The 20,345-nt window shown below is 42.1% G+C and carries 16 protein-coding genes and 1 tRNA gene; 12 read left to right on the top strand and 5 right to left on the bottom strand.

All coding sequences use genetic code 11. The annotated features are described in order from the left end of the window. Positions 1–2: 2 nt before the first annotated feature. Complete coding sequence (locus H6G41_RS00700; protein ID WP_190742681.1) at positions 3–1,184, bottom strand: RtcB family protein; 1,182 nt, start codon at positions 1,182–1,184, stop codon at positions 3–5. Positions 1,185–1,500: 316 nt separating this feature from the next. On the opposite strand from H6G41_RS00700, the gene H6G41_RS00695 reads away from it, so the two are divergent. From H6G41_RS00695 to H6G41_RS00670, 6 genes are all read left to right on the top strand, one after another. After that, the gene (locus tag H6G41_RS00695; protein ID WP_190742679.1) at positions 1,501–2,406 is read left to right on the top strand and encodes a class I SAM-dependent methyltransferase; all 906 of its coding nucleotides are present in this window, start codon (positions 1,501–1,503) and stop codon (positions 2,404–2,406) included. Beyond that, positions 2,403–3,125 (top strand): HAD family phosphatase, encoded by a 723-nt coding sequence (locus tag H6G41_RS00690; RefSeq protein WP_190742677.1) that lies wholly within the window; start codon positions 2,403–2,405, stop codon positions 3,123–3,125. Before H6G41_RS00695 ends, H6G41_RS00690 begins: the two co-directional genes overlap by 4 nt. A 56-nt stretch (positions 3,126–3,181) precedes the next feature. Continuing rightward, a tRNA-Ala gene (locus tag H6G41_RS00685) sits at positions 3,182–3,254 on the top strand. Between the two features lie 273 nt (positions 3,255–3,527). Continuing rightward, positions 3,528–4,343 carry a molybdate ABC transporter substrate-binding protein gene (modA, locus tag H6G41_RS00680; RefSeq protein WP_190742675.1) on the top strand — a complete coding sequence of 272 codons (816 nt, stop codon included), beginning with the start codon at positions 3,528–3,530 and terminating at the stop codon, positions 4,341–4,343. 86 nt (positions 4,344–4,429) lie between these two features. After that, entirely contained in the window at positions 4,430–6,247 is a 1,818-nt protein-coding gene (gene modB / locus H6G41_RS00675; protein ID WP_190742673.1) for a molybdate ABC transporter permease subunit, read from the top strand. A 313-nt stretch (positions 6,248–6,560) separates the two neighbouring features. Then, a complete protein-coding gene (locus tag H6G41_RS00670) occupies positions 6,561–8,372 on the top strand; it encodes an iron uptake porin (RefSeq protein ID WP_190742671.1) in 1,812 nt (603 codons plus the stop codon). A 4-nt stretch (positions 8,373–8,376) separates the two neighbouring features. Here H6G41_RS00670 and H6G41_RS00665 read toward each other — a convergent pair whose 3' ends face one another. Further along, a complete protein-coding gene (locus tag H6G41_RS00665; protein WP_190742669.1) occupies positions 8,377–9,402 on the bottom strand; it encodes a hypothetical protein in 1,026 nt (341 codons plus the stop codon). A gap of 239 nt (positions 9,403–9,641) precedes the next feature. Here H6G41_RS00665 and H6G41_RS00660 point away from each other — a divergent pair, with 239 nt between their 5' ends. Then, positions 9,642–10,217 carry a YIP1 family protein gene (locus H6G41_RS00660; RefSeq protein WP_190742667.1) on the top strand — a complete coding sequence of 192 codons (576 nt, stop codon included), beginning with the start codon at positions 9,642–9,644 and terminating at the stop codon, positions 10,215–10,217. Between the two features lie 23 nt (positions 10,218–10,240). Here H6G41_RS00660 and H6G41_RS00655 read toward each other — a convergent pair whose 3' ends face one another. Further along, positions 10,241–11,065, bottom strand: a complete 825-nt coding sequence (locus tag H6G41_RS00655; RefSeq protein ID WP_242037767.1) for a hypothetical protein — start codon at positions 11,063–11,065, stop codon at positions 10,241–10,243. 181 nt (positions 11,066–11,246) lie between these two features. Between H6G41_RS00655 and H6G41_RS00650 the strand changes: the two genes are divergently transcribed. Next, positions 11,247–12,002: a TspO/MBR family protein gene (locus tag H6G41_RS00650; protein ID WP_190742664.1), complete on the top strand. Its 756-nt coding sequence runs from the start codon at positions 11,247–11,249 to the stop codon at positions 12,000–12,002. A gap of 118 nt (positions 12,003–12,120) precedes the next feature. On the opposite strand, the gene H6G41_RS00645 is transcribed toward H6G41_RS00650, so the two are convergent. Then, positions 12,121–12,537: a hypothetical protein gene (locus tag H6G41_RS00645; protein ID WP_190742662.1), complete on the bottom strand. Its 417-nt coding sequence runs from the start codon at positions 12,535–12,537 to the stop codon at positions 12,121–12,123. A 165-nt stretch (positions 12,538–12,702) separates the two neighbouring features. Beyond that, a complete protein-coding gene (locus H6G41_RS00640; RefSeq protein ID WP_190742660.1) occupies positions 12,703–13,539 on the bottom strand; it encodes an FAD-binding domain-containing protein in 837 nt (278 codons plus the stop codon). 260 nt (positions 13,540–13,799) lie between these two features. On the opposite strand from H6G41_RS00640, the gene H6G41_RS00635 reads away from it, so the two are divergent. From H6G41_RS00635 to H6G41_RS00620, 4 genes are all read left to right on the top strand, one after another. Next, on the top strand, positions 13,800–14,294 hold the full coding sequence (locus H6G41_RS00635) for an anthrone oxygenase family protein (protein WP_190742658.1): 495 nt from the start codon (positions 13,800–13,802) through the stop codon (positions 14,292–14,294). Positions 14,295–14,744: 450 nt separating this feature from the next. Further along, positions 14,745–15,626, top strand: a complete 882-nt coding sequence (locus H6G41_RS00630) for an aminoglycoside phosphotransferase family protein (RefSeq protein WP_190742656.1) — start codon at positions 14,745–14,747, stop codon at positions 15,624–15,626. 141 nt (positions 15,627–15,767) lie between these two features. Continuing rightward, positions 15,768–17,075 (top strand): efflux RND transporter periplasmic adaptor subunit, encoded by a 1,308-nt coding sequence (locus tag H6G41_RS00625; protein WP_190742655.1) that lies wholly within the window; start codon positions 15,768–15,770, stop codon positions 17,073–17,075. Then, positions 17,072–20,293 (top strand): efflux RND transporter permease subunit, encoded by a 3,222-nt coding sequence (locus H6G41_RS00620; RefSeq protein ID WP_190742653.1) that lies wholly within the window; start codon positions 17,072–17,074, stop codon positions 20,291–20,293. The genes H6G41_RS00625 and H6G41_RS00620 overlap by 4 nt, the downstream gene beginning before the upstream one ends. The last annotated feature ends 52 nt before the right edge of the window (positions 20,294–20,345 follow it).

Below are 20,345 nucleotides of genomic sequence, written 5' to 3'. Positions count from 1 at the left end.
ATTTATCCCTTCACACACAAGACTTGTTTGAGTGTGGCTACAACTTCAATCAAATCAGCTTGATTTGCCATGACTTGTTCTATTGGTTTATAAGCACCGGGAATTTCATCTAATACACCTTCATCTTTACGGCATTCTACACCTTTGGTTTGTTCAATCAAATCATCAAGAGTATAGACATTCTTGGCTTTATTTCTCGATAATAAACGCCCTGCACCGTGGGAACAAGAACAGAAACTATGAGCATTACCTTTACCTTTAACAATGAAAGATTTTGCTCCCATTGAACCGGGAATTATGCCATAATCTTCAGTTTGTGCGCGCACTGCACCTTTACGAGTAACATACACATCTTCGCCAAAATGTACTTCTTTTTCGGCGTAATTGTGATGACAATTTACTTCTAATAAGGGTTTGGTTGCTTTACCACCTGCAAGATGTTTTTCGATAATGCGCTTAAATCGCGCCATCATCACATCACGATTGAAACGTGCATATTCCTGTGCCCATTGTAAATCGTTCCAGTAGGCTGCAAATTCTGGTGTACCAGCTACAAAATGCGCTAAATCTGGATCGGGTAATTTATTATCTGCCATCTTCGCTAATTCTTTAGCTGTATTAATATGGCATTGGGCTAAATTATTGCCGATGTTACGCGAACCAGAATGTAGCATTAACCAAACGTAGTTCTCTGTATCGAGACAAACTTCAATAAAGTGATTACCTCCGCCAAGAGAACCCATTTGTTTCATCGCTTTAGTTTCTAGGTTTTGTACACCGCGATGCAAGTCTTTAAAATCACTCCAATGTTGCCAATTAGTGACAGATTTTTCAATTTCTTTATTTTCGTTAAATCCAGTAGGAATTGCTGCTTCAAGATCTAGACGAATTTTCTTGAGTTTGCCTTCTAGTTTTTCACCAGTAAACGGCATTTTAATAGCAGCCATACCGCAACCAATATCCACACCCACAGCAGCAGGAATAATGGCTTCTTTTGTTGCTAATACAGAACCAACTAAAGCACCTTTACCTAAATGCACATCTGGCATTAATGCTACATGTTTAAATACAAATGGTAATGATGCTACATTCTTCGCCATCTTGGTTTCTTCTGTCCCTAAAGGGTGATTCGCCCAAGATAATACTGGTGTTGGTGTAGTAATTTCTAATTTTTCGTAGGGCATAATTTTTTCTCTATTTTCAGTTTTTTGTGTGTAGTTGGAAATGTAAAATAAAATTAGATTTATTAGTCACGAGCAATTGTATAAATTTACATTTTTAGACACTGTTACTTGGCTTGACCAAACTTAAGAAAGCGGTTACAGTTTTTTGCAGCTTGAATTGCATGTAACATTATTGTAGTATTTGTAATTTATATATGTCAACTCTCGGATAAAAGCTAGGCTAGATCAGCCATGAGTGACTGCGGTCAAAGCAAATATCTGAGAAATATATTAAAATTTGTAAATAATATCACTGTGGTAGTAATAGCCTAATCCTATGGCGATTCCGCAAAATCTATTCTGGGAACGTTTTTTATCCCCTGTAGTCCGGTTTTTGATTGATGAAGCAGGGTTAGAACGTTATGCCCTAAGTATAGACTGGGACAAACAAAGCAATGGCTTTCAACGTGCTGATGTCATAATCCCTACTTACTACAGTAACCATAAATTTCGCGGTATTGAGGGCGGTTATCTCAATCCCAAGGTAGTAGTTTCCTACGATCCAATTATTCAATATCTGCTGCCACCTAACGAAAATCTGGTACGTCAAGCTTTGATTGATGCAATTAAAGTTAAACCGAGACGCATACTTGACTTGGGTTGCGGTACCGGTTCTACTACCTTGATGTTAAAACAAGCTTTCCCGCAAGCGGAGGTGATCGGCTTAGATTTATCTGCTTATATGTTAGTCAAAGCAGATATTAAAGCCACCAGTGCAGGTTTAGACATTATTTGGCGACATGGTAATGCAGAAAAAACAGCTTTCCCTAATGCTGCTTTTGATTTAGTCACAGCTAGTTTACTATTTCGGGAAATCCCTACGACTGTATCCCAAACAATTGTGCAAGAATGTTTTCGGTTACTAGTTGCAGGAGGACAAGTATTAATTTTAGATATTAATCAAAAGGCCCTGCGTCAGCTAGAATGGCTCAATGATGCGATCGAAGAACCATATCTTCGTGAGTATGCTGCTTTCAATCTGGATGAAAGTATGGAGCAAGCAGGATTTGCAACCTTACCAACCCAGGATGTTTGGTGGATACATCAAATAACGAGTGGCGTTAAACCATTGTCTAAAGAAGATGTAACTATTCACAAACAAGTTCGTCAGTACGAATCAAAATCAACAGATAACGGTGATTTGGAGGATTTAGGTTCCCCTGTTTTTGGCATAAAAGCATGAGTTTAAAGGCAGTTTTATTTGATTTTAATGGTGTCATCATTAATGATGAGCGTATCCACCTAAAATTGATCGATGAGATATTGATTGCAGAAAATCTCCAACCGCAACGGGATAATGAACGTCAATTTTCTTTAGGAAGAAGCGATCGCGCTTGTTTTCAAGAATTGTTAGATAATCGTGGTAGAGTCGTCAGTGAAGAATATTTAACTCAATTACTCAACCGCAAAGCGCAGAGTTATATCCTCGAACTAGAGAAATTAGAAAAATTGCCTTTGTATTCAGGCTTAGACGACTTGATATTTCAGGTACGTTCGCGCAACCTAAAAATAGGGTTGGTTAGTGGTGCAATTCGCAAAGAAATAGATTTAGTACTCGAACGCGCTAATCTAGCCGAACATTTTTCAGTCATAGTTGCTGGTGATGATATCACTACCAGTAAACCAAAACCCGATGGTTATCTGTTAGCAGTGGAACGCTTGAATCAAAAATATCCTGACTTAAATCTGCAACCACAAGAATGTCTCGCAATTGAAGATACCCCCGCAGGTATCCAAGCCGCAAAAACTGCGCAAATGCAGGTAGTAGGTGTAGCGAATACCTACCCTTTCCACATGCTTCAGCGTTGCTGTAACTGGACTGTGGATTATCTGACAGATTTGGAACTTGACAGAGTGCAAGAAGTATTTTCCCAAAAAGAGTTAAAAGCAAAGGCAGAGTAATGATATAATTAAAAATGGTGAATACAAAAATTAGGATATCCTAAATCTGAAAATAAGGGGAATTAGCTCAGCTGGTAGAGCGCTGCGATCGCACCGCAGAGGTCAGGGATTCGAGTTCCCTATTCTCCATTAACTTAAAATTTATACGCATGAAGCTCTTACAGGCTTTTGAACAACCAGTTTTACATGTCTCCATTGTCAATAATTATAGCTGAAAAAGTTAATCAAACCTCTTAAAGTTCGTTCTGATTGATCAACTTTTTGCCCTAGTTTAGGTGATGACTACCAGCAATTTTGGTAATGAAACCCTGACAATTGGTAAATCTTGTACCAATTTTTTTGGATTCTAGGGTAATAGGTTGGTAAATTATGAATTAAGAAAAAATGCTTGAGAGGTTTCAAATGATTAATAAACCCATCCTGACTTTTGTGAGTTGGGTATTAATTTCGTTCCTACTCATTGTCAGCTGTAGCCCAACGACGACACCTAACCCATCTTCAACTGCTAGCCCAGCAGCACAAACAGCAAGTTTAACAATATCAGCAGCTGCTAGCCTCAAAGATGCAATGGATGAAATCAAGCCTCTGTACAGCAAACAAAAGCCAAATGTCAATCTGATATACAACTTTGGTTCGTCGGGTGCTTTACAGCAACAAATTGAACAAGGCGCAAGGGTTGACGTATTTATCTCAGCTGCAACTAAACAGATAGATGCTTTACAGCAAAAAGGTTTATTAGTTAATGAAACTCGCAAGGATTTGTTGAAAAATCAAATAGTGTTGATTGCACCTCAAAATTCTCCAGTGATCACTGATTTTAAAGACTTATCTTCACCAAGCATTAAAAAGATTGCTCTAGGCGAACCCAAAAGTGTCCCGGCTGGAGTTTACGCTCAACAAGTCTTAACTTCATTAAAAATTCTTGACCAGGTTAAAGGCAAGGCAGTTTACGCTAAAGACGTTCGTCAAGCTCTCAATTACGTAGAATCAGGTAATGCTGATGCGGGGTTGGTTTACTTCTCAGATGCTAAAAGTACCCCAAAAGTAAAAATTGTCGCCACGGCATCCCAAAACACTCATTCTCCTATCGTTTATCCCATTGCAGTCCTCAAAAGCAGTAAAAATGTCGATGCTGCTAAGGATTTTGTGCAATTTTTATCAGGTAATGAAGCCAAAACAGTGTTTGAAAAACAGGGATTTATCGTAGCTGGTAGTTAACAAAAGAAATTTTCACAGGGCTGTTTGAGCATGGAATGCACCCATTCAAACTAGCTCTAATTCACTACATTTTTCAGCAAAAAACTATGGCACCGGATTTATCGCCCCTGTGGATATCACTAAAAACTTCATTACTTGCCACATTTATTACTTTCTTTTTAGGTATTACTGCTGCCTATTGGATGCTAGGATATCGAGGCAAAGCAAAATCACTGATTGAGGGGATCTTTGTGGCACCACTGATTTTACCTCCTACAGTGGTTGGTTTTTTGTTATTGCTATTTTTTGGGAAAAACGGGCCTGTAGGAAAACTCATGCAGCCCTTGGACTTCAGCATTGTTTTTACTTGGTATGGTGCAGCGATCGCAGCTACGGTGGTTTCTTTTCCTTTAATGTATAAAACTGCGCTTGGAGCTTTTGAACAAATTGATAGTAATCTCCTGCGGGTAGCCAGAACTCTGGGAGCAAAGGAATCGACAATTTTTTGGCGAATTAGTTTACCGTTAGCACTACCGGGAATTTTAGCCGCGACAACTCTGGCTTTTGCCCGTGCTTTGGGTGAATTCGGGGCGACGCTGATGCTGGCTGGTAACATTCCCGGACAAACGCAAACGATTCCAATGGCAATTTATTTTGCTGTGGAAGCCGGAGCTATGGATGAAGCTTGGTTTTGGTCGATTGTAATTATGGCAATTTCCCTATCGGGAATTATTGGTGTCAACTTTTGGCAAGAGTCTAGAGAAAAAGGGCGGCGAGGACACAGGGAAATAAGGATACGCAAAAAAAGCACACAAGTTAATGAAGCCTCTGTGTCCCCTAAAATATCTTCGACTGTGGGATTAAGTTTAGATATCGCAAAAACACTGCCGAGTTTTCATCTGGAAGTAGCTTTTAATACCGACGAGCAAACCTTAGGATTGTTGGGAGGTTCTGGTGCTGGTAAAAGCATGATTCTGCGTTGTCTTGCGGGGATAGAAACACCAACCAAAGGACGAATTGTCCTTAATGGTAAAGTATTGTTTGATTCCGAACAAAGAATTAATCTGCCCAGTCGCGATCGCCACATCGGGTTTTTAGTGCAGAATTATGCTTTATTCCCCCACATGACTGTGGCACAAAATATTGCTTTTGCCTTACCCAAAGGACTATCTAAGGGTAGTATCCGCTTACAGATAGAAGAGCAATTATTAGCTATGCAGTTGCAAGGATTAGGCGATCGCTATCCGCACCAACTTTCTGGAGGTCAGCAACAACGTGTAGCTTTGGCTAGAGCATTAGCCTCGAAACCTCAAGCATTACTATTAGATGAGCCTTTCTCTGCACTCGATACCCACCTGCGGAGTCAATTAGAACAGCAAATGACCGCAACTTTAGCTGATTATCAAGGCGTGGCTTTGTTTGTCACCCATAATATGGAAGAAGCTTACCGAGTTTGCCCTAATTTGTTGGTTTTAGAACATGGTCGAGCTGTGCAATATGGTTCTAAATACGATATTTTTGAGCATCCTAGCACCGTGAGCGTTGCGCAAATCACCGGTTGTAAGAACTTTTCACAGGCGCAGCTATTGCGATCGGGTTTGATTGAAGCTCTTGATTGGGGTTGTCAGCTGAAAATTATGGCAGCGATGCCTCAAAATATATCTTATGTTGGTATTCGTGCCCATCACATCAGCTTTACCAAAGACCCTAATCAGGAAAATACTTTTCCTTGTTGGTTAGTCAGAACTAGTGAAACACCACACCGCATGACTTTATTTTTAAAACTGCATTCTGCTGCTAATAATCCTCAAGACTACCATTTGCAAGCAGAAGTCTTTAAAGAAAAATGGGTAACAATTAAAGATCAGCCTTTTCCTTGGTATTTGCGTCTCGATCCCCTCAGCTTAATTTTGATGGAATCTTGAGAGACTTTTAAATCAGTACTCCCAGTTCGCCCATTTTTTCGAGAGTTAGAAAAGTTGCAAGCTGATACTTCAGGTAGGGTTACCAACCCAATCAACATAATTAGGTTGGTAATCATACTACTATGAATTTAAGCTTGTGATGCTGTAGCGATCGCCTAAGGCTAGAGATCTAGCCGATTTGATTGCGTAAAGATTTGATAAAGTCAGGATTTGCCTATTTAATACAATTGATTTTAGCCAACAATATTGGTATTATTCTTGCCACCTATACCAATATATTTGGTGATTTGAATAGATTTGAGGTGTGAGGGTAATGTCCACTTTTGTACGGTCTTCTTTTTTATTCATGCTAGCTACAATGATGTCAGCTAAAGCTGCATCAGCAAATCCAGTGCTAGGAAATAGCCAACTAGATGAGTCACAGAATGAACTATCCCAACAGAGTCAGCAACTGTCTGATGACAATATAGAACAGTCCAACTCTGCAATGGAGCAGGTGACATCAGTATCGCAACTTTCTGATGTCCAACCCACAGATTGGGCCTTTGGTGCTTTGCAATCTTTGGTTGAGCGCTATGGTTGTATTGCTGGATATCCAGATAGTAGCTTTCGTGGAAATCGGGCGCTGACACGCTATGAATTTGCAGCAGGTTTGAATGCTTGTTTGAATCGAGTCAACGAACTGATTGCAACTGCTACAGCCGACTTAGTAACTAAGCAAGACTTAGAAACATTGCAAAAATTACAACAAGAGTTTGCTGATGGGCTAACAGAACTGCGGGGAAGGATGGATGGCTTAGAAGGTCGTACAGCAACCTTGGAAAGTCAACAATTTTCTACCACTACCAAGTTAAATGCAGAAGTGATTATCAGTCTTGGTAGTGTGTTTGGTGGCGATCGCGCTTTAAACTCAGATGTGTGGAATGAAATTAACGCTCGTCCCGCAGGCGCAACTAGAGAAACTTTTGCTAACAATCAGTATGCTGCATCCGGTGGACGGAGGCTGCAAGATAGAGCCACGTTGAGCGATCGCATCCGCATCAATTTCGTTACTAGCTTTACTGGTAAAGACCAATTATTTACCCGTTTAGAAGCTAACAACACCATTGCTTTTAGTGGTGCTGTCACCGGGACAAACATGACTCGCAACTCTTGGGACACTACCAATAATGCTGATAACAGCGTTCAGATGGGTAAGTTATATTATCGCTTTCCTGTAGGCGATCGCCTCAACGTGATTGTTGATGCTATTGGTGGCGAGTTTTACGACAACTTCAATACTTTTAATCCCTTGTTGTCTTCTACTCCCGTTGGTTCATTGTCTCGTTTTGGTCGTTTTTCGCCAATTTATCGCGCTAGTAATACTGGCTCTGGTAGCAATATCGGTTCAGGTATCAGTGCGATTTTTAAGTTGAGTGACAGCATTACCTTATCAGGTGGTTATCTCGCTCGCAGAGCAAACGATCCGAGTAACGGTAAAGGCCTATTTGATGGGAGTTATGGCGCTTTAGCACAATTGGCGTTTCAACCAAATAAAGACTTTACTCTAGGTTTAACTTATGCACACTCCTACCTCAGAGGTGCTAACAATGATGGTGATGTGGTAGTTTCGGGTTCCTATGGTAGTGCATTTGCAAATAATCCCTTCAACTCTAGCGCTACTACTCCAGTCAACACGACCAGCAATCACTATGGACTACAAGCCAACTATCGTTTCAGCCCTCAATTTACCCTCGCTGGTTGGGTAGGATATACACAAGCGATCGCGGAAAATAGTTCTGGTGCTAATGTGAATCGTGGCGATCAAGCCGACATTTGGAACTGGGCGGTGACTTTAGCCTTCCCAGACTTGGGTAAAAAGGGTAATCTTGGGGGTATTATCTTTGGACAACCACCCAAGGTAACTAGTAACGACTTTGGCAATAATAGCGTTAGTGCGACTAATCTTGTACCAGACAGACGTATAGACACTAATACTTCCTTCCATTTAGAGGCTTTATATCGTTATCAAGTGAATAACAATCTCTCGATTACACCAGGTTTGATTGTGATATTTAATCCCGAACATAATAGCAATAACGACACCATCTATACAGGCCTGATTCGGACTACATTCAGATTTTAATTTCTCACCTGGGTGCTGATATTTTTTCATTAGACCAAATTGGCAGTTGATTCACTTTTTTGAGTGTTAATTCTACATAAGTTGTCTGACTTTGTTTGATTTTTGTGGTACCAAAATAGCCTTGAGAACCGCTATGAGCATGAGGGCCTGTCTGCACAACGGTATAACGTCCCGCAAGACGAGCTTGATTGAATGGCGAACCTACGGTGATTGGCCAGCGTGAAGCAAATAAAATCTTGCTAATATCTTCAATCCAATCTCTCTCGCCTACTAGTTGGTACACATGCTCAACTGCATCAAAGCCTTCTTCACCATCAAAATCACCACCGATGGAGACAACAATTAATTGAGCATTGAGCCATTGGTCGAGATGAGAAGCTGCACCCAGAGCGACTTGTACTCCGCCGCTGGTTCCCACTAAAATCAGTTTCAAGTTTTGTTTAGGGTTTTCAGGTATAGGATATACAGCATCCATGCGATTAACGATCGCATTCGCAATTCCTGAGTTATAAATATGTCCATAGCGGTCATCGGCAGAAATTGCAAACCGCCAGAGATTACGAATTTTGATGAAAATATCTGTATTAGAAAGCCAACCATCTGCATTTTCGGCTGCGCTCCATAGAGGTGCTAATAATCTTTGTCCTCCTAAACTTTCGTTAGCAGCAGAATAAGGAAAAACATCGCGTACTGTTACACAATTACGATGAATTTGCTCTAATTTATCGAGAAAAAATTCTTCGCCTGGAGTTAATTCATTAGCGGAGAAATCCCCTACTCCTGGTAAAAAAACTATATAGCAATCGATATTTTTTGACTTATCAAATTTCCGCAAACGGTTATTTTCAGGTAATTTTTTCGCGGAATTTTTCTTGATACCTAGGCTTTCAGAACTTTGACTTATCCACCAGACCAAAGTGCCAACAGGGGCAACAGTTCCCCAAACCAGAAGTATAATTCCTGCTAAAATCAACAGCTTTGATGTGCCATTTTGTAACCATACCAATATTTGTCCGCCAATCTTACGCATGTGATGATTATTGTTTTATATATAGCGCTCCTATTTCAGTTGTGAAAAATATCGGTTTTGGCTGTTGACTATTAACCGTTAACAGTCAACAGTCAACAACCCTACATATAATATTTCACAAATCATTTAGGATTGCTATAGTTAGTAAAATCATATTGAGCTTAAAACTTTGATTTTTGATAGCTTATTTTATAAAATTATGCTTTTAGTCATCTGTCATCTTTCGTAAGTTAGAAAAAATGAGTAGTAATAAAATCACATCAAAGCCAGGTTTATGTAGTACGCTGCGGTATGCTTTAGCTTTGAATGGCGACTTCTATGAAAATGCTCGCAATACACAGCGAAACCGCAGGTTAGGCCTAAGCATTGTCATTTTGGCTGCTATTTCTCACGCCATAGGTAGTGGCGTAATTTTATTAATTAATAGAGCTACTATTTTTGTACTTTTAATTGGTCTGACGATTGATGCGATCGCTGTTGTTGTCGGCTACTATTTTTGGACATTCACAATTTGGAAAATTGGGCAATGGCTCAAACCTATCGATCCTACCTACGGTGACTTACTTGTACCCATAGGCTTTGCTTATGCACCGCAAGTCCTGAATTTTTTAACCCTGATTCCCTTACTTGGACGACCAATTGAGCTAATCTTGGCAGTGTGGAGTTTATTAGCAGTAATTGTTGCTGTCCGCCAAGGATTAGATATTACTACTCAACGAGCAGCTTTTATCTGTTTAGTAGGCTGGCCTTTAATTCAAATTGCCATTGGGTTTGTACAAATTTTAGAACAAAACTTAGTAACCTGGATAAACTGAGTAAATTAATTTACTAACAATTCTTAAGAAGGGTAGACATTTTCCGCCACTACAACAGGTCTATTCGCGTACTCAGAATCTAACTGTTTTTTCGCATCCATACTCCAAGTAAAGTTGTACTCTCGCTCAATTTCAGCTGCAACAAACAGACGTACTTCACCCATCACTGATACTGTCTGACCTTGGTTAATTGAGTCTTTGGGTGGTGCGGTTAATAACACTAGTAAATCTTGACCACCAAATAATTGATTATCATCTAGTGTTAATAAAATTGAACTGCGGATATTTGCTACTTTCCCTGTGACTGTAACTTGACGACCAGAATATTCTTCAGGATTCTGGGTGATTCGTCCAGGTGGGGGTGATAGGGCAATATATTGAGCAATAATTGCAGGTTTGTTAATGTAATCTTTATAATATTTATCCTCTAGTTTGAGATTAAATTCTTGCTCAATTTTGGCGATCGCTAAATTACGAACTTGACCTGTAACGTAAATTTCTATATTTTTTTTAACTGGTAGATCGAAAGGTATACTTGAAGCATTCACAACTACAAGAGGTTCGCCGCCAAACAATCGTTGATCGCTGACAGTAAAAGAACTCAGACCAATTTTTTCCATTACTCTGCTTCTAATACTCACCGATTTACCAATAAATTCTGCTGTATTGTGAGCAATTTCAGATTTATTCGGCAAATTTTCTGCTGAATTAAACAGCTTTCCTTCTCTAACTAACAAAGCTAATACTAACAGGAAAATTAATCCCGATACATAACCCAGCCTTTCTTGTAAACTGGGACTTTGGGTAATATTATTGCTGTGATTGTGGTTGTTTTTGAAGCTATTCATAGTTAGAACTTACGCACCTGGCATATTAATATTGAATTTATAGTCAGAACTTTAGTCCTCAAAATTAGAACTGAACTTCTGATGATAGCAATATTTTGTGAAAGCAATTATTTTTTGGGCATGAGACAAGCGTATAATGATTGATTGTTGTTAATTACGAACTACGGCTAATCTCTTAGTTATGAATCAATCAAATAGTAGTAGCATACTAGAAAAGTTTGTCAATACAGTTATGGGTGTAAAAACGGGAAATCAACAACAGTATCCCAATACATCAATAGCTACCACAAAAGCACTAGATATGAGAGCAGTTGTAGTTTATAAAATTGGAACTATCCTCCAAATAGGAGCAATGATTCTTGCGTTACTGGGAATGGAAAAATTAGTAAAATTAATTGATAATAATTTTGACTTCCCCAGTTGGGTTAGCACTGTATTGGCTGGATTATTTTTTGCTTTATTAAGCATACGTTCGCGAATTTTTTCTCTTTTAGATAATACCCGTTCTCGTCAGACCTATGACCAAGTAATTCGACCAAGATGGTCGCCACCACCTTTAGTATTTCCCATAGTTTGGATGGTAATTGCTGTTTTGCGGGTAATTTCTTCTGTATTGGTTTGGCAACAAATGAATCACCAATTTTTAGTACTACCTTTAATTTTGTTTGTAGTACATCTGGCTTTAGGCGATACTTGGAATACGATTTTTACTGTAGAACGGAGATTAGGTGCTGCTGTTCCTGTAGTTATTTTAGGGCCTTGGTTATCTGCTGTGGTAGTGACGGCAGTTTATTGGCAAACTAACCCAGTAGCGGGCATGATTTTATCATTTTCTTGTGTCTGGCTCACTGTAGCTGCTGTATTAGTATTGAGAATTTGGCAATTAAATGGATCTGAACCATTGTATCCTTTAAAACTCACATCTGTGGAGAAATAAATATATAAGCTAATGGGCGTCTAGATTGCATAACTACTAATCAGGGCTGTTAACTGTTGACAGTTGACTGTTAACAGTCAACAACCATAAATCTAATATTTCACAAATCCTCAACGGATTATTCAAAAACATACTTTTCTGCTACCTTCCAATAGCGAGAGAAACGTTTGAGGTCAATATATCCGTCGTAATCAAAAAACGGTTCTACCTCAAACACTTCTAAATTTAAAGAACGCTCAAGTTCATCACAGATATGATGAAAGCGAGGACTAGGACTATCGGCTGTTACTACTAAATCAGCGTTATTTTCTTGGGCAAAAGTTAAAATTTCTTGCGCTACCTTACCGCGACGAATTTCTACAGGTAACTCTAGCAAGCATTCATAAATAAAAGTCAGTCGCTTGAGACTAAGTTGCCATTCTTCTATCAAAGCATCATCCCAAACCCAAATTGCAGGCGCATCTGGGTATGCTTGTAAAGCCGGGTTATGAGGACTCAAACAGTCGCCATGTATCCAAATTATTTGGTTAGTCATTTGTCAATTGTTAGTTGTCAGTTGTCAGTTGTCAGTAGGGGCGGGTTTATTTAGATCATCGTTGATCGGCGAAGATATCCGTGAACCCGCCCGTACACTTGTCAGTTGTCAGTTGTCATTAGTTATTATCACAATGCCCAATGCCCCATGCCCCATGCCAAATTCCTATTTCTTCTTCCCTTTTTGCCAACTTTGACTGTTAGGTTTTTTAGTAAATTCTCCTTTAGGAAATAAGCGTTGTTCTAATTCTTCATAGCTACCTTCAAAGTCACAATGACCGTAAAGAGGACATTTTTGACAATACAATCCTTTGGTGTAGCGTTCTAAATTCTCGCGGTTGAAAAAATAAGGTTTATGACTAAAGGTGCTGGCTACCCATTGCCATGACATATTATTACTGGCAGGATCGCCATCTAATAAATGTTCTAAAAACCATTTCGCACCGGCTTGCCAGCAAATACGTCGCCAATGAACAATATAAGCGGCTAACCACATTCGCATATGGTTATGTAAATAGCCAGTTTCTCGCAGTTCTCGACTAAAGTTATCGATGCAAACTAAGCCTGTATTACCATCTTTAATATCTTGGGGTAACAGGAGCGAGTATTCTGCTATGGTGTAGCCTGTTTTGTATTCTTCTTGGTCTTGCCAAATATTATTTCCTAGTTTGGCATATAGTCTTTGCCAGTAATCTCGCCAACCTAATTCGTTAATTAGTTTTGTTGCGTCATCACGGTTTTGGACTTTATCCAGTACATAATCACGAATTTCTCGCAAACTCAAAACTCCATAACGGATATATGGTGAAAGCTGAGTGACATTACCTGTTAAAAAATTGCGTGTTTTTGCATATAAACCAGGTTCAACCTTTTGTAAGGCTTTTTTCGCGGCTTTTCTTCCTCCGACTGTATTGCTGATACAATCGTCACGTTCTGTGGCTTGGGGGAATTGTTCCTTGAGATAAGCTATTAATTCATCTCGACTGGCAAATTCGCGCTGCATAAGTTACCTATTTACAAAAATTAACAGGTGCGGCTACATAATTTAAGATAAACTACCATTCTTTTAAGTTACATCAATCCATCGTGAGGGCTGTTGACTGTTGACTGTTGACTGATCTTATTAGTAGTTATGCAATTTAGACGCGCACTAGCTTAGCGTTCAAAGTAAGTAGATCGCAGTACAATTGCAGGCACAAAAATCAGATAGTAAGAAATCTATTGTTTTCCTAAACTAAAGGAAACTGATTTATAGAAGGTTTTATGACAAATGTCGATCAATTGCCTTTGGCATTAAAACTGTTCGCTATCTTGGGTTGCGGATTGGTGGCTGGAGTCTTCTTTGCCTTCTCGACTTTTGTGATGAGTGCACTGGCTCGACTTCAGCCAAAAGAAGGCATTATCGCTATGCAATCGATAAATATCACAGCGATCAATCCCTGGTTCATGATAGCGCTGTTTGGTACGGCTTTGGCTTGTTTGTTTTTGGCGATCGCTTCGCTGTTACAGTTGCATCAACCTGGTGCAGTTTACTTGCTTGTTGGTAGCTCGCTCTATCTGGTGGGTACAGTTCTAGTAACAATTGCCTTTAATGTACCGCTAAATGATGCCCTCGCGATCGCTAACCCAGATAGTACTGAAGCTGCAAATCTCTGGGCTAGATATCTAACCAACTGGACGCTGTGGAACCATGTTCGCACAATAGCCGCGTTGAGTGCAGCTACATTGCTGACGATTGCCCTAGGGACTTCCAATTAATAAAAAATAACCAATCGCTATGCAAGGGGGTATGGGGAAGAATTTACAGTATCTCTCTATGGATTGAAGTTTTCTGTTGCTGTTAATAAATATTTTTCTGCTTCACCCAATCAGGTGAAGCAGATGGAGGAGACAATTGCTACTCTAAGAAGATTATTGCAACACTTTATTAAATAGAGGAAATACAATGTTCCCAATCTCGCCCTTTGCAGAGATGGAATTAGCTTAACTCATGCTAGAGAAAACTATTCTTGAGAGCGACTCAATTGGCGGCTAGAGAATATACTACATTCATGCTACAGGCTATATAATAAACCAACATACTTGTTTTTCCAGTATTTATACATAATTGATTACCAGGTTGTGTAACATGTTCCCTTTCTTCACGAATGATTTTAATTTTGTTCAACTATTTATGAATTACACGCTACAAACCAAAAATTCTTCATCATGTCATCTCAGAATGCAAACTGTACCACAATCACTGCCAGAGCAAGAGCAGTCGCCGCAGCTGTATCGGTTGCTTCTGCCTATGGTATCAAGGTTGAATCTCCTTATGTGCTAAATAATGCTTATTCGTTGCGGGTTTATTTACACCCAGCACCAATTGTCGCCCGTGTCAGTACCCTAACGCCTGTACTTCGTTCTCCTATCGAGTCTTGGCTGGAGCGGGAAATCTCTGTGGCAGAGTTTCTGGCTGCAAGGGGTGCGCCTGTAATTGCGCCAAGCGATCGCTTAAGAGCAATCCCCCACCAGCATGACGGGTTGTTGATGAGCTTTTGGCAATATATCCCACCAGTATCTGATAGCCTGCCAGAACCGCAAATCATTGGGCGAATGCTGGCGGAATTACACGCCCTGTTGCAAGATTATCCTGGCGATCTACCTCTATTAGTACCGCCCCTCAACGATATTCCCCGCGGATTGGAGCGGTTGAAACAGGCAGGCGATATTCTCACTACCAGCGATTTAACATTGCTGCAAGAGACTTACGAGCGCTTATTGCCTCAGTTAACTAGCGATCACACACAACCATTGCATGGAGATGCCAATGCTTTAAATTTAGTCCCTACTGCACAAGGATGGCTGTGGAACGACTTTGAAGATACTTGCAGAGGGCATATTGCTTGGGACTTAATCAATCTGGATGAAGAAGGAAGAGCGGCTTATCCCCACGCGCCTGACTCTACCGTACTAGAGCCATATACCAAGATGCGACAACTCCACGCCATTGTTTGGGTTTATGCGTTACTACCAGAGTTTCCTAACTGGAGCGAACATGCCAAAGCCATGCTCAATCACCTACGAGATACACAAGCAATATCTCAATAAATAAGCTAATGCGCGTCTAAATTGCATAACTACTCATAAGGGCAGTCAACAGTCAACAACCCTCACGATGGATTGTGCAACTTAAAAGCAGAATAGCTGATCAGCCATACCCCGCAACTAATCTCAGGTGCTTCGTTTACTATGAAAATTTCCATGCCATTTCGCCGTCTCAACCGATCGCAACTTGGGCTGTTAGGACTGCTGCTCCTAGTGGGTGGCGGTATAGTTGTTTGGCGGACAGTAACTCCTAGCACTCAACCCCCATCTGCGCCAATGGCGCAAGGATTTCCGCCCACAACCGTAGAAACCATTTCCCTCAAACGTGGTGAAGGCCTGAGACGTATCCAGTTATTAGGGCAAGTAGAAGCCAGTAAAAGCGCCACACTCCGCACCCAAACCGCCGGGACAGTCGAGCGAGTTTTTGTGGAAGTAGGCGATCGCGTCACACCGGGAATGACGATCGCTACCTTAGACGATGCCGATCAACAGCTAGTATTAGCAGAAGCCAAGGCAAAGCTAGCACAGGCGCGCAGCGAACTGGCGCGTCTAGAAGTAGGCACCAGACCGGAAATCATTGCCCAGCGCGAAGCTGAACTCCGCTCTATGCAAGCACGGGAAAGGGAAGCACAGCAGAACCTCAAACGTTATCAAGAGTTGGTGACAGCAGGCGCAATCAGTGAAAAAGCGCTATTAGAAGAAAGAGCGGCGGTAGATGCTACCAGAGCAGAACGCTTGAAAGTCCAAGCAGCTCTAGCCGAAGCCAAAGCCGGGCCTACCCAGGAAGAAATTGCGGCGCAACAAGCTAGCGTCGCCGCCGCCGTCTCTGCGGTAAATCAGGCACAACTTACCCTAGCGCGGACGCAAGTTAAGGCATCGGTGGCGGGAATTGTGCGATCGCGAGAAGTCAGCGTGGGCGATCTAGTCGAGAGTCGCGATCCGGTGTTCACCTTGGTAAATAGCAACGAGTTGGATGTTTTTCTGGAATTGCCAGAACAACTCAGCGGCAGCATTACCCCTGGTTTACCTGTACAACTGACTGCCCGTGCTATTCCCAACTGGCAAAGACGCGCCACAATTAGCGGCGTGGTTCCCGCAGCTAACGCCGCATCACGACGGCAAATGGTCAGGGTGCGATTACAAAATCCCCCGCAAAATTTGTTACCCAAAATGGCGATCGCGGCAGAATTACAATTACAGGTCGATCCGAATAGCTTTGTAGTCCCTCGCGATGCTTTGGTGCGCCGCGATGAAAATTGGCTAGTTTACACCGTTGCTAATGGCAAAGCCACCCAAGTAGAGGTGAAATTAGTCGTGGATATGGGCGAAACAATGGCAATTTCTAGCGATCAATTACAAGTCGGACAACCTGTAGTGGTGCGCGGTGGTGAAGCCCTGATGCCGGGAGCGCCAGTCCAGATTGCTGAACAAAACACGAGGCCAGATTCATGAACTTTATTGAAACCTCTGTCCGTTGGCGACATGGCACCTTTGTTTTATTCTGTCTGTTGACGATGTTTGGGTTGATTGCCCTATTTAGATTGCCTTTAGAACTGCAACCAGGAGGCGATCGCCCAGAAATTACGATTACTACACCCTACATCGGTGCTGCCCCCGCAGAAGTAGAAGATTTGATTACTCGCCCAATTGAAGATGTATTGGAGGAAATCGAAGGCGTTGAGGAAATCACCAGCCAAAGTTTATCCGGAATTAGCACTATCACAATCAAGTTTGACTGGGGTACAGATGTTGATGCTCGCCTCGTCAATGTACTAAACAAATTACAGCAGCTAGAACAACTTCCAGAGGAAGCGGGGGAGTCTGATGTTCAAGTTGCTAGCGGTAACAATAACCCGATGATGTGGATCGTCCTCAAGCCCAAACCAAGTTATCAGACTGACTCTAACCGCTACCGTGATCTAATTGAAGAAGTGATTGAACCTGCACTACGACGAGTGAAAGGAACGAGTCGGTTTTTTATTGTCGGTGGACAGGAACGGGAAGTGGAGGTATTAGTCGATCCTAAAGCTTTATCCGATCGCAATCTCACCCTCACTGATATCACCAATACCTTGAGAACCAATAACCGCGATATTCGCGGCGGCCCCTTGGTACTAGGAAAACGGGAATATCAGGTGCGCACAGTCAACCGAGCGCAAGAGTTAGATCAACTCAAAACCTTTGTGCTACGGCGCGACGATGGCGGTACGGTATATCTGGGGGATGTGGCTGAGATAGCAATGGGGCGGAAGTTCCAGGACAGCGCCTTTCTCTTCAATGACGATCCTTCTGCGGGTGTTGGTATTATCCGTCGGGTAGGTGCGAATGTACCCCAAGTATCTCAGGGAGTCCGCGCCACTTTAGCCAGCTTACAGCAGCAATTCGATCGCCAAGGTGAAGGGGTAGAGTTTGAGATTCTCTACGATGAAAGCACCTATATTGAGCAGTCGGTGTCTAACGTCCGGGGTGATTTGATTACCGGTGGCGTGTTAGCGATCGCAGTTTTGCTGTTATTTTTGGGTTCGCTGCGTACCGTTGTGGTGGTGGCCATTAGCATTCCCATTGCCATGATTGTGGTGTTCATCGTCAGTGCAGTGCTGGGGCGATCGCTCAACATCATCAGTTTGGCAGCCTTGGGATTTGCGGCGGGGATGGTAGTGGATAACGCGATCGTCGTCATTGAAAACATTTTTACCCACATGCAGCAGGGAAAAACTCGTCTGCAAGCAACCATCGACGGTACTCAGGAAGTTGGTGGCGCAATCTTGGCGGCAACATTAGCTAACGTAGCCGTATTTGCACCGCTGGTGTTGGTGACCGGTGAAGTTGCACAGTTATTTGTTGATATGGCAATCACAATTACGGCGGCGGCTGTATTATCGATGTTTGCCTCATTGACATTGCTGCCGATGTTAGCGAGTTTGTTTCTCAACCCAGCAGAAGCACAACAAACCTTTCAATTAGGAAACGCCAGCGATTCCCAATTACAGCTACAAAGTAGCGGTAACTGGTTAGAGCGATCGGTCATGCAAATTTCGCTCCGGTTTCGACGCTTACAAAGCAAGTTGGAAAGCTTTTTATTGGCAACGGTAGGTTGGGCGTTGGGGCCGCGTCGGCTCAAGCGCAGACTCGTATTATTATCTATTCCCATTGTGTTGCTGGTTTCCAGTATTGTTTTGCTACCTCCAGCAGATTATTTACCAGAAGGCAACCTCAACTTTGTGTTTTGGTTAACCGAGAATTTCCCCGGAACTAGTGTGCCAGAGGCAGTAGAGTTGTCTGCACCTGCTAGAGGATTCCTGAAACAGCAATCGGAAATTGCCAATACGTTTTTTGTCAACTTTCCCCAATTTCGCGGGATTGGCATTAGTTTGAAGCCAGAATCAGCCACAGGTAGCGGTCTAGCAGAGATGGTACAACGTTTAACTGCTAAAAGCTTTGGCTATCCAGGCTATAAATTCATGTTCCCGATTCGCTTCCCTATCTTCAACGATCCGGGTAAATCTTTTGAGGTGCAAATTATTGGCCCGGATTTGCAACAACTCACGCAGCTAGAACAACAGTTAACGCAACAAATTTCTGCTTTACCGGGAGTCGCCAATGCGCGCTCTAACTCAGTTAACGGCGCACCCCAACTGCAAGTTATTCCCAACCGCGCCCGACTGGCCGAAGTGGGTTTGTCGGAATCGGAAGTAGGGGCAATGGTGGAAGCAGCTTTAGGCGGACGCTTTGCTTCTGAGTTTGTCGATGGTAAGGAAGAATTGGATGTAACTGTGCAGTTGCAAAATGTTTTTGTCAAAACACCAGAACAGTTACGCCAATTATCGTTGTACAGTTCGCGAATTCCCCAAGGGCAAGGAGTTGAAAATAACTCCGAAGCGATCGCTACCCAAGGGGGACAAGTGCAGCTGGCAGATGTGGCAACTGTACGGGAAACCACTGGGCCTGGTGTAATTAATCATGTGGATTTAGAACGCTCTACTACTCTCACGGTGAGCCTGACTCCAGATGCACCATTAGGACAACTTGTCAATCAAACAGAGAATCAAATTTTGACACCATTACGTAGCAAATTACCGCCGCAATTTCGCGTAGAATTGGCTGGCTCTGCCGATCGCCTGGGCGAAACTGTGGGACAACTCGCGGCTGCGTTTGTGTTCTCGGTGATTATCACCTATTTGCTCCTGGTTGCTCTGTATCGTTCCTTCCTCTATCCCTTAGTAATTATGGCTACAGTCCCAATGGGATTGACAGGGGCATTACTGAGTCTAGTTCTTGCTAACTGGATTCCTGGGGTAATTGTACCTTTGGATATGATTACCGGATTAGGGTTTTTGATTTTGACTGGGGTAGTAGTAAATAACGCCATCTTGATTGTGGAGCGAGTCTTACAGCTTCAGGATGAAGGGCAAAAGTATGATGAAGCCTTGTACAATGCCACACGCGATCGCCTGCGTCCCATTTTCATGTCCGCAGGTACTAGTGTGTTGGGGATGATTCCCCTGGCAATCTTTCCCGGACAAGGTTCTGAACTGTATCAAGGTTTAGGAATTGCCTTAACCGGCGGTTTAGCCTTTTCCACTATCCTCACCCCGACAGTGGTACCGGCATTGATGGCACTTTTGCATGATTTTTCCCGCGATCGCCCTAAGCATACAGCCAGCCATTAGTTAGCAATCAGCATTGCTAACTAATGGCTAAGTCTAATGTGACGAACGCCAC

Source organism: Tolypothrix sp. FACHB-123 (genome assembly GCF_014697075.1).
Classification (GTDB): domain Bacteria; phylum Cyanobacteriota; class Cyanobacteriia; order Cyanobacteriales; family Nostocaceae; genus Aulosira.
The sequence above is the reverse complement of the archived record's forward strand: the minus strand, read 5'-3'. Positions and strand labels throughout refer to the sequence as shown.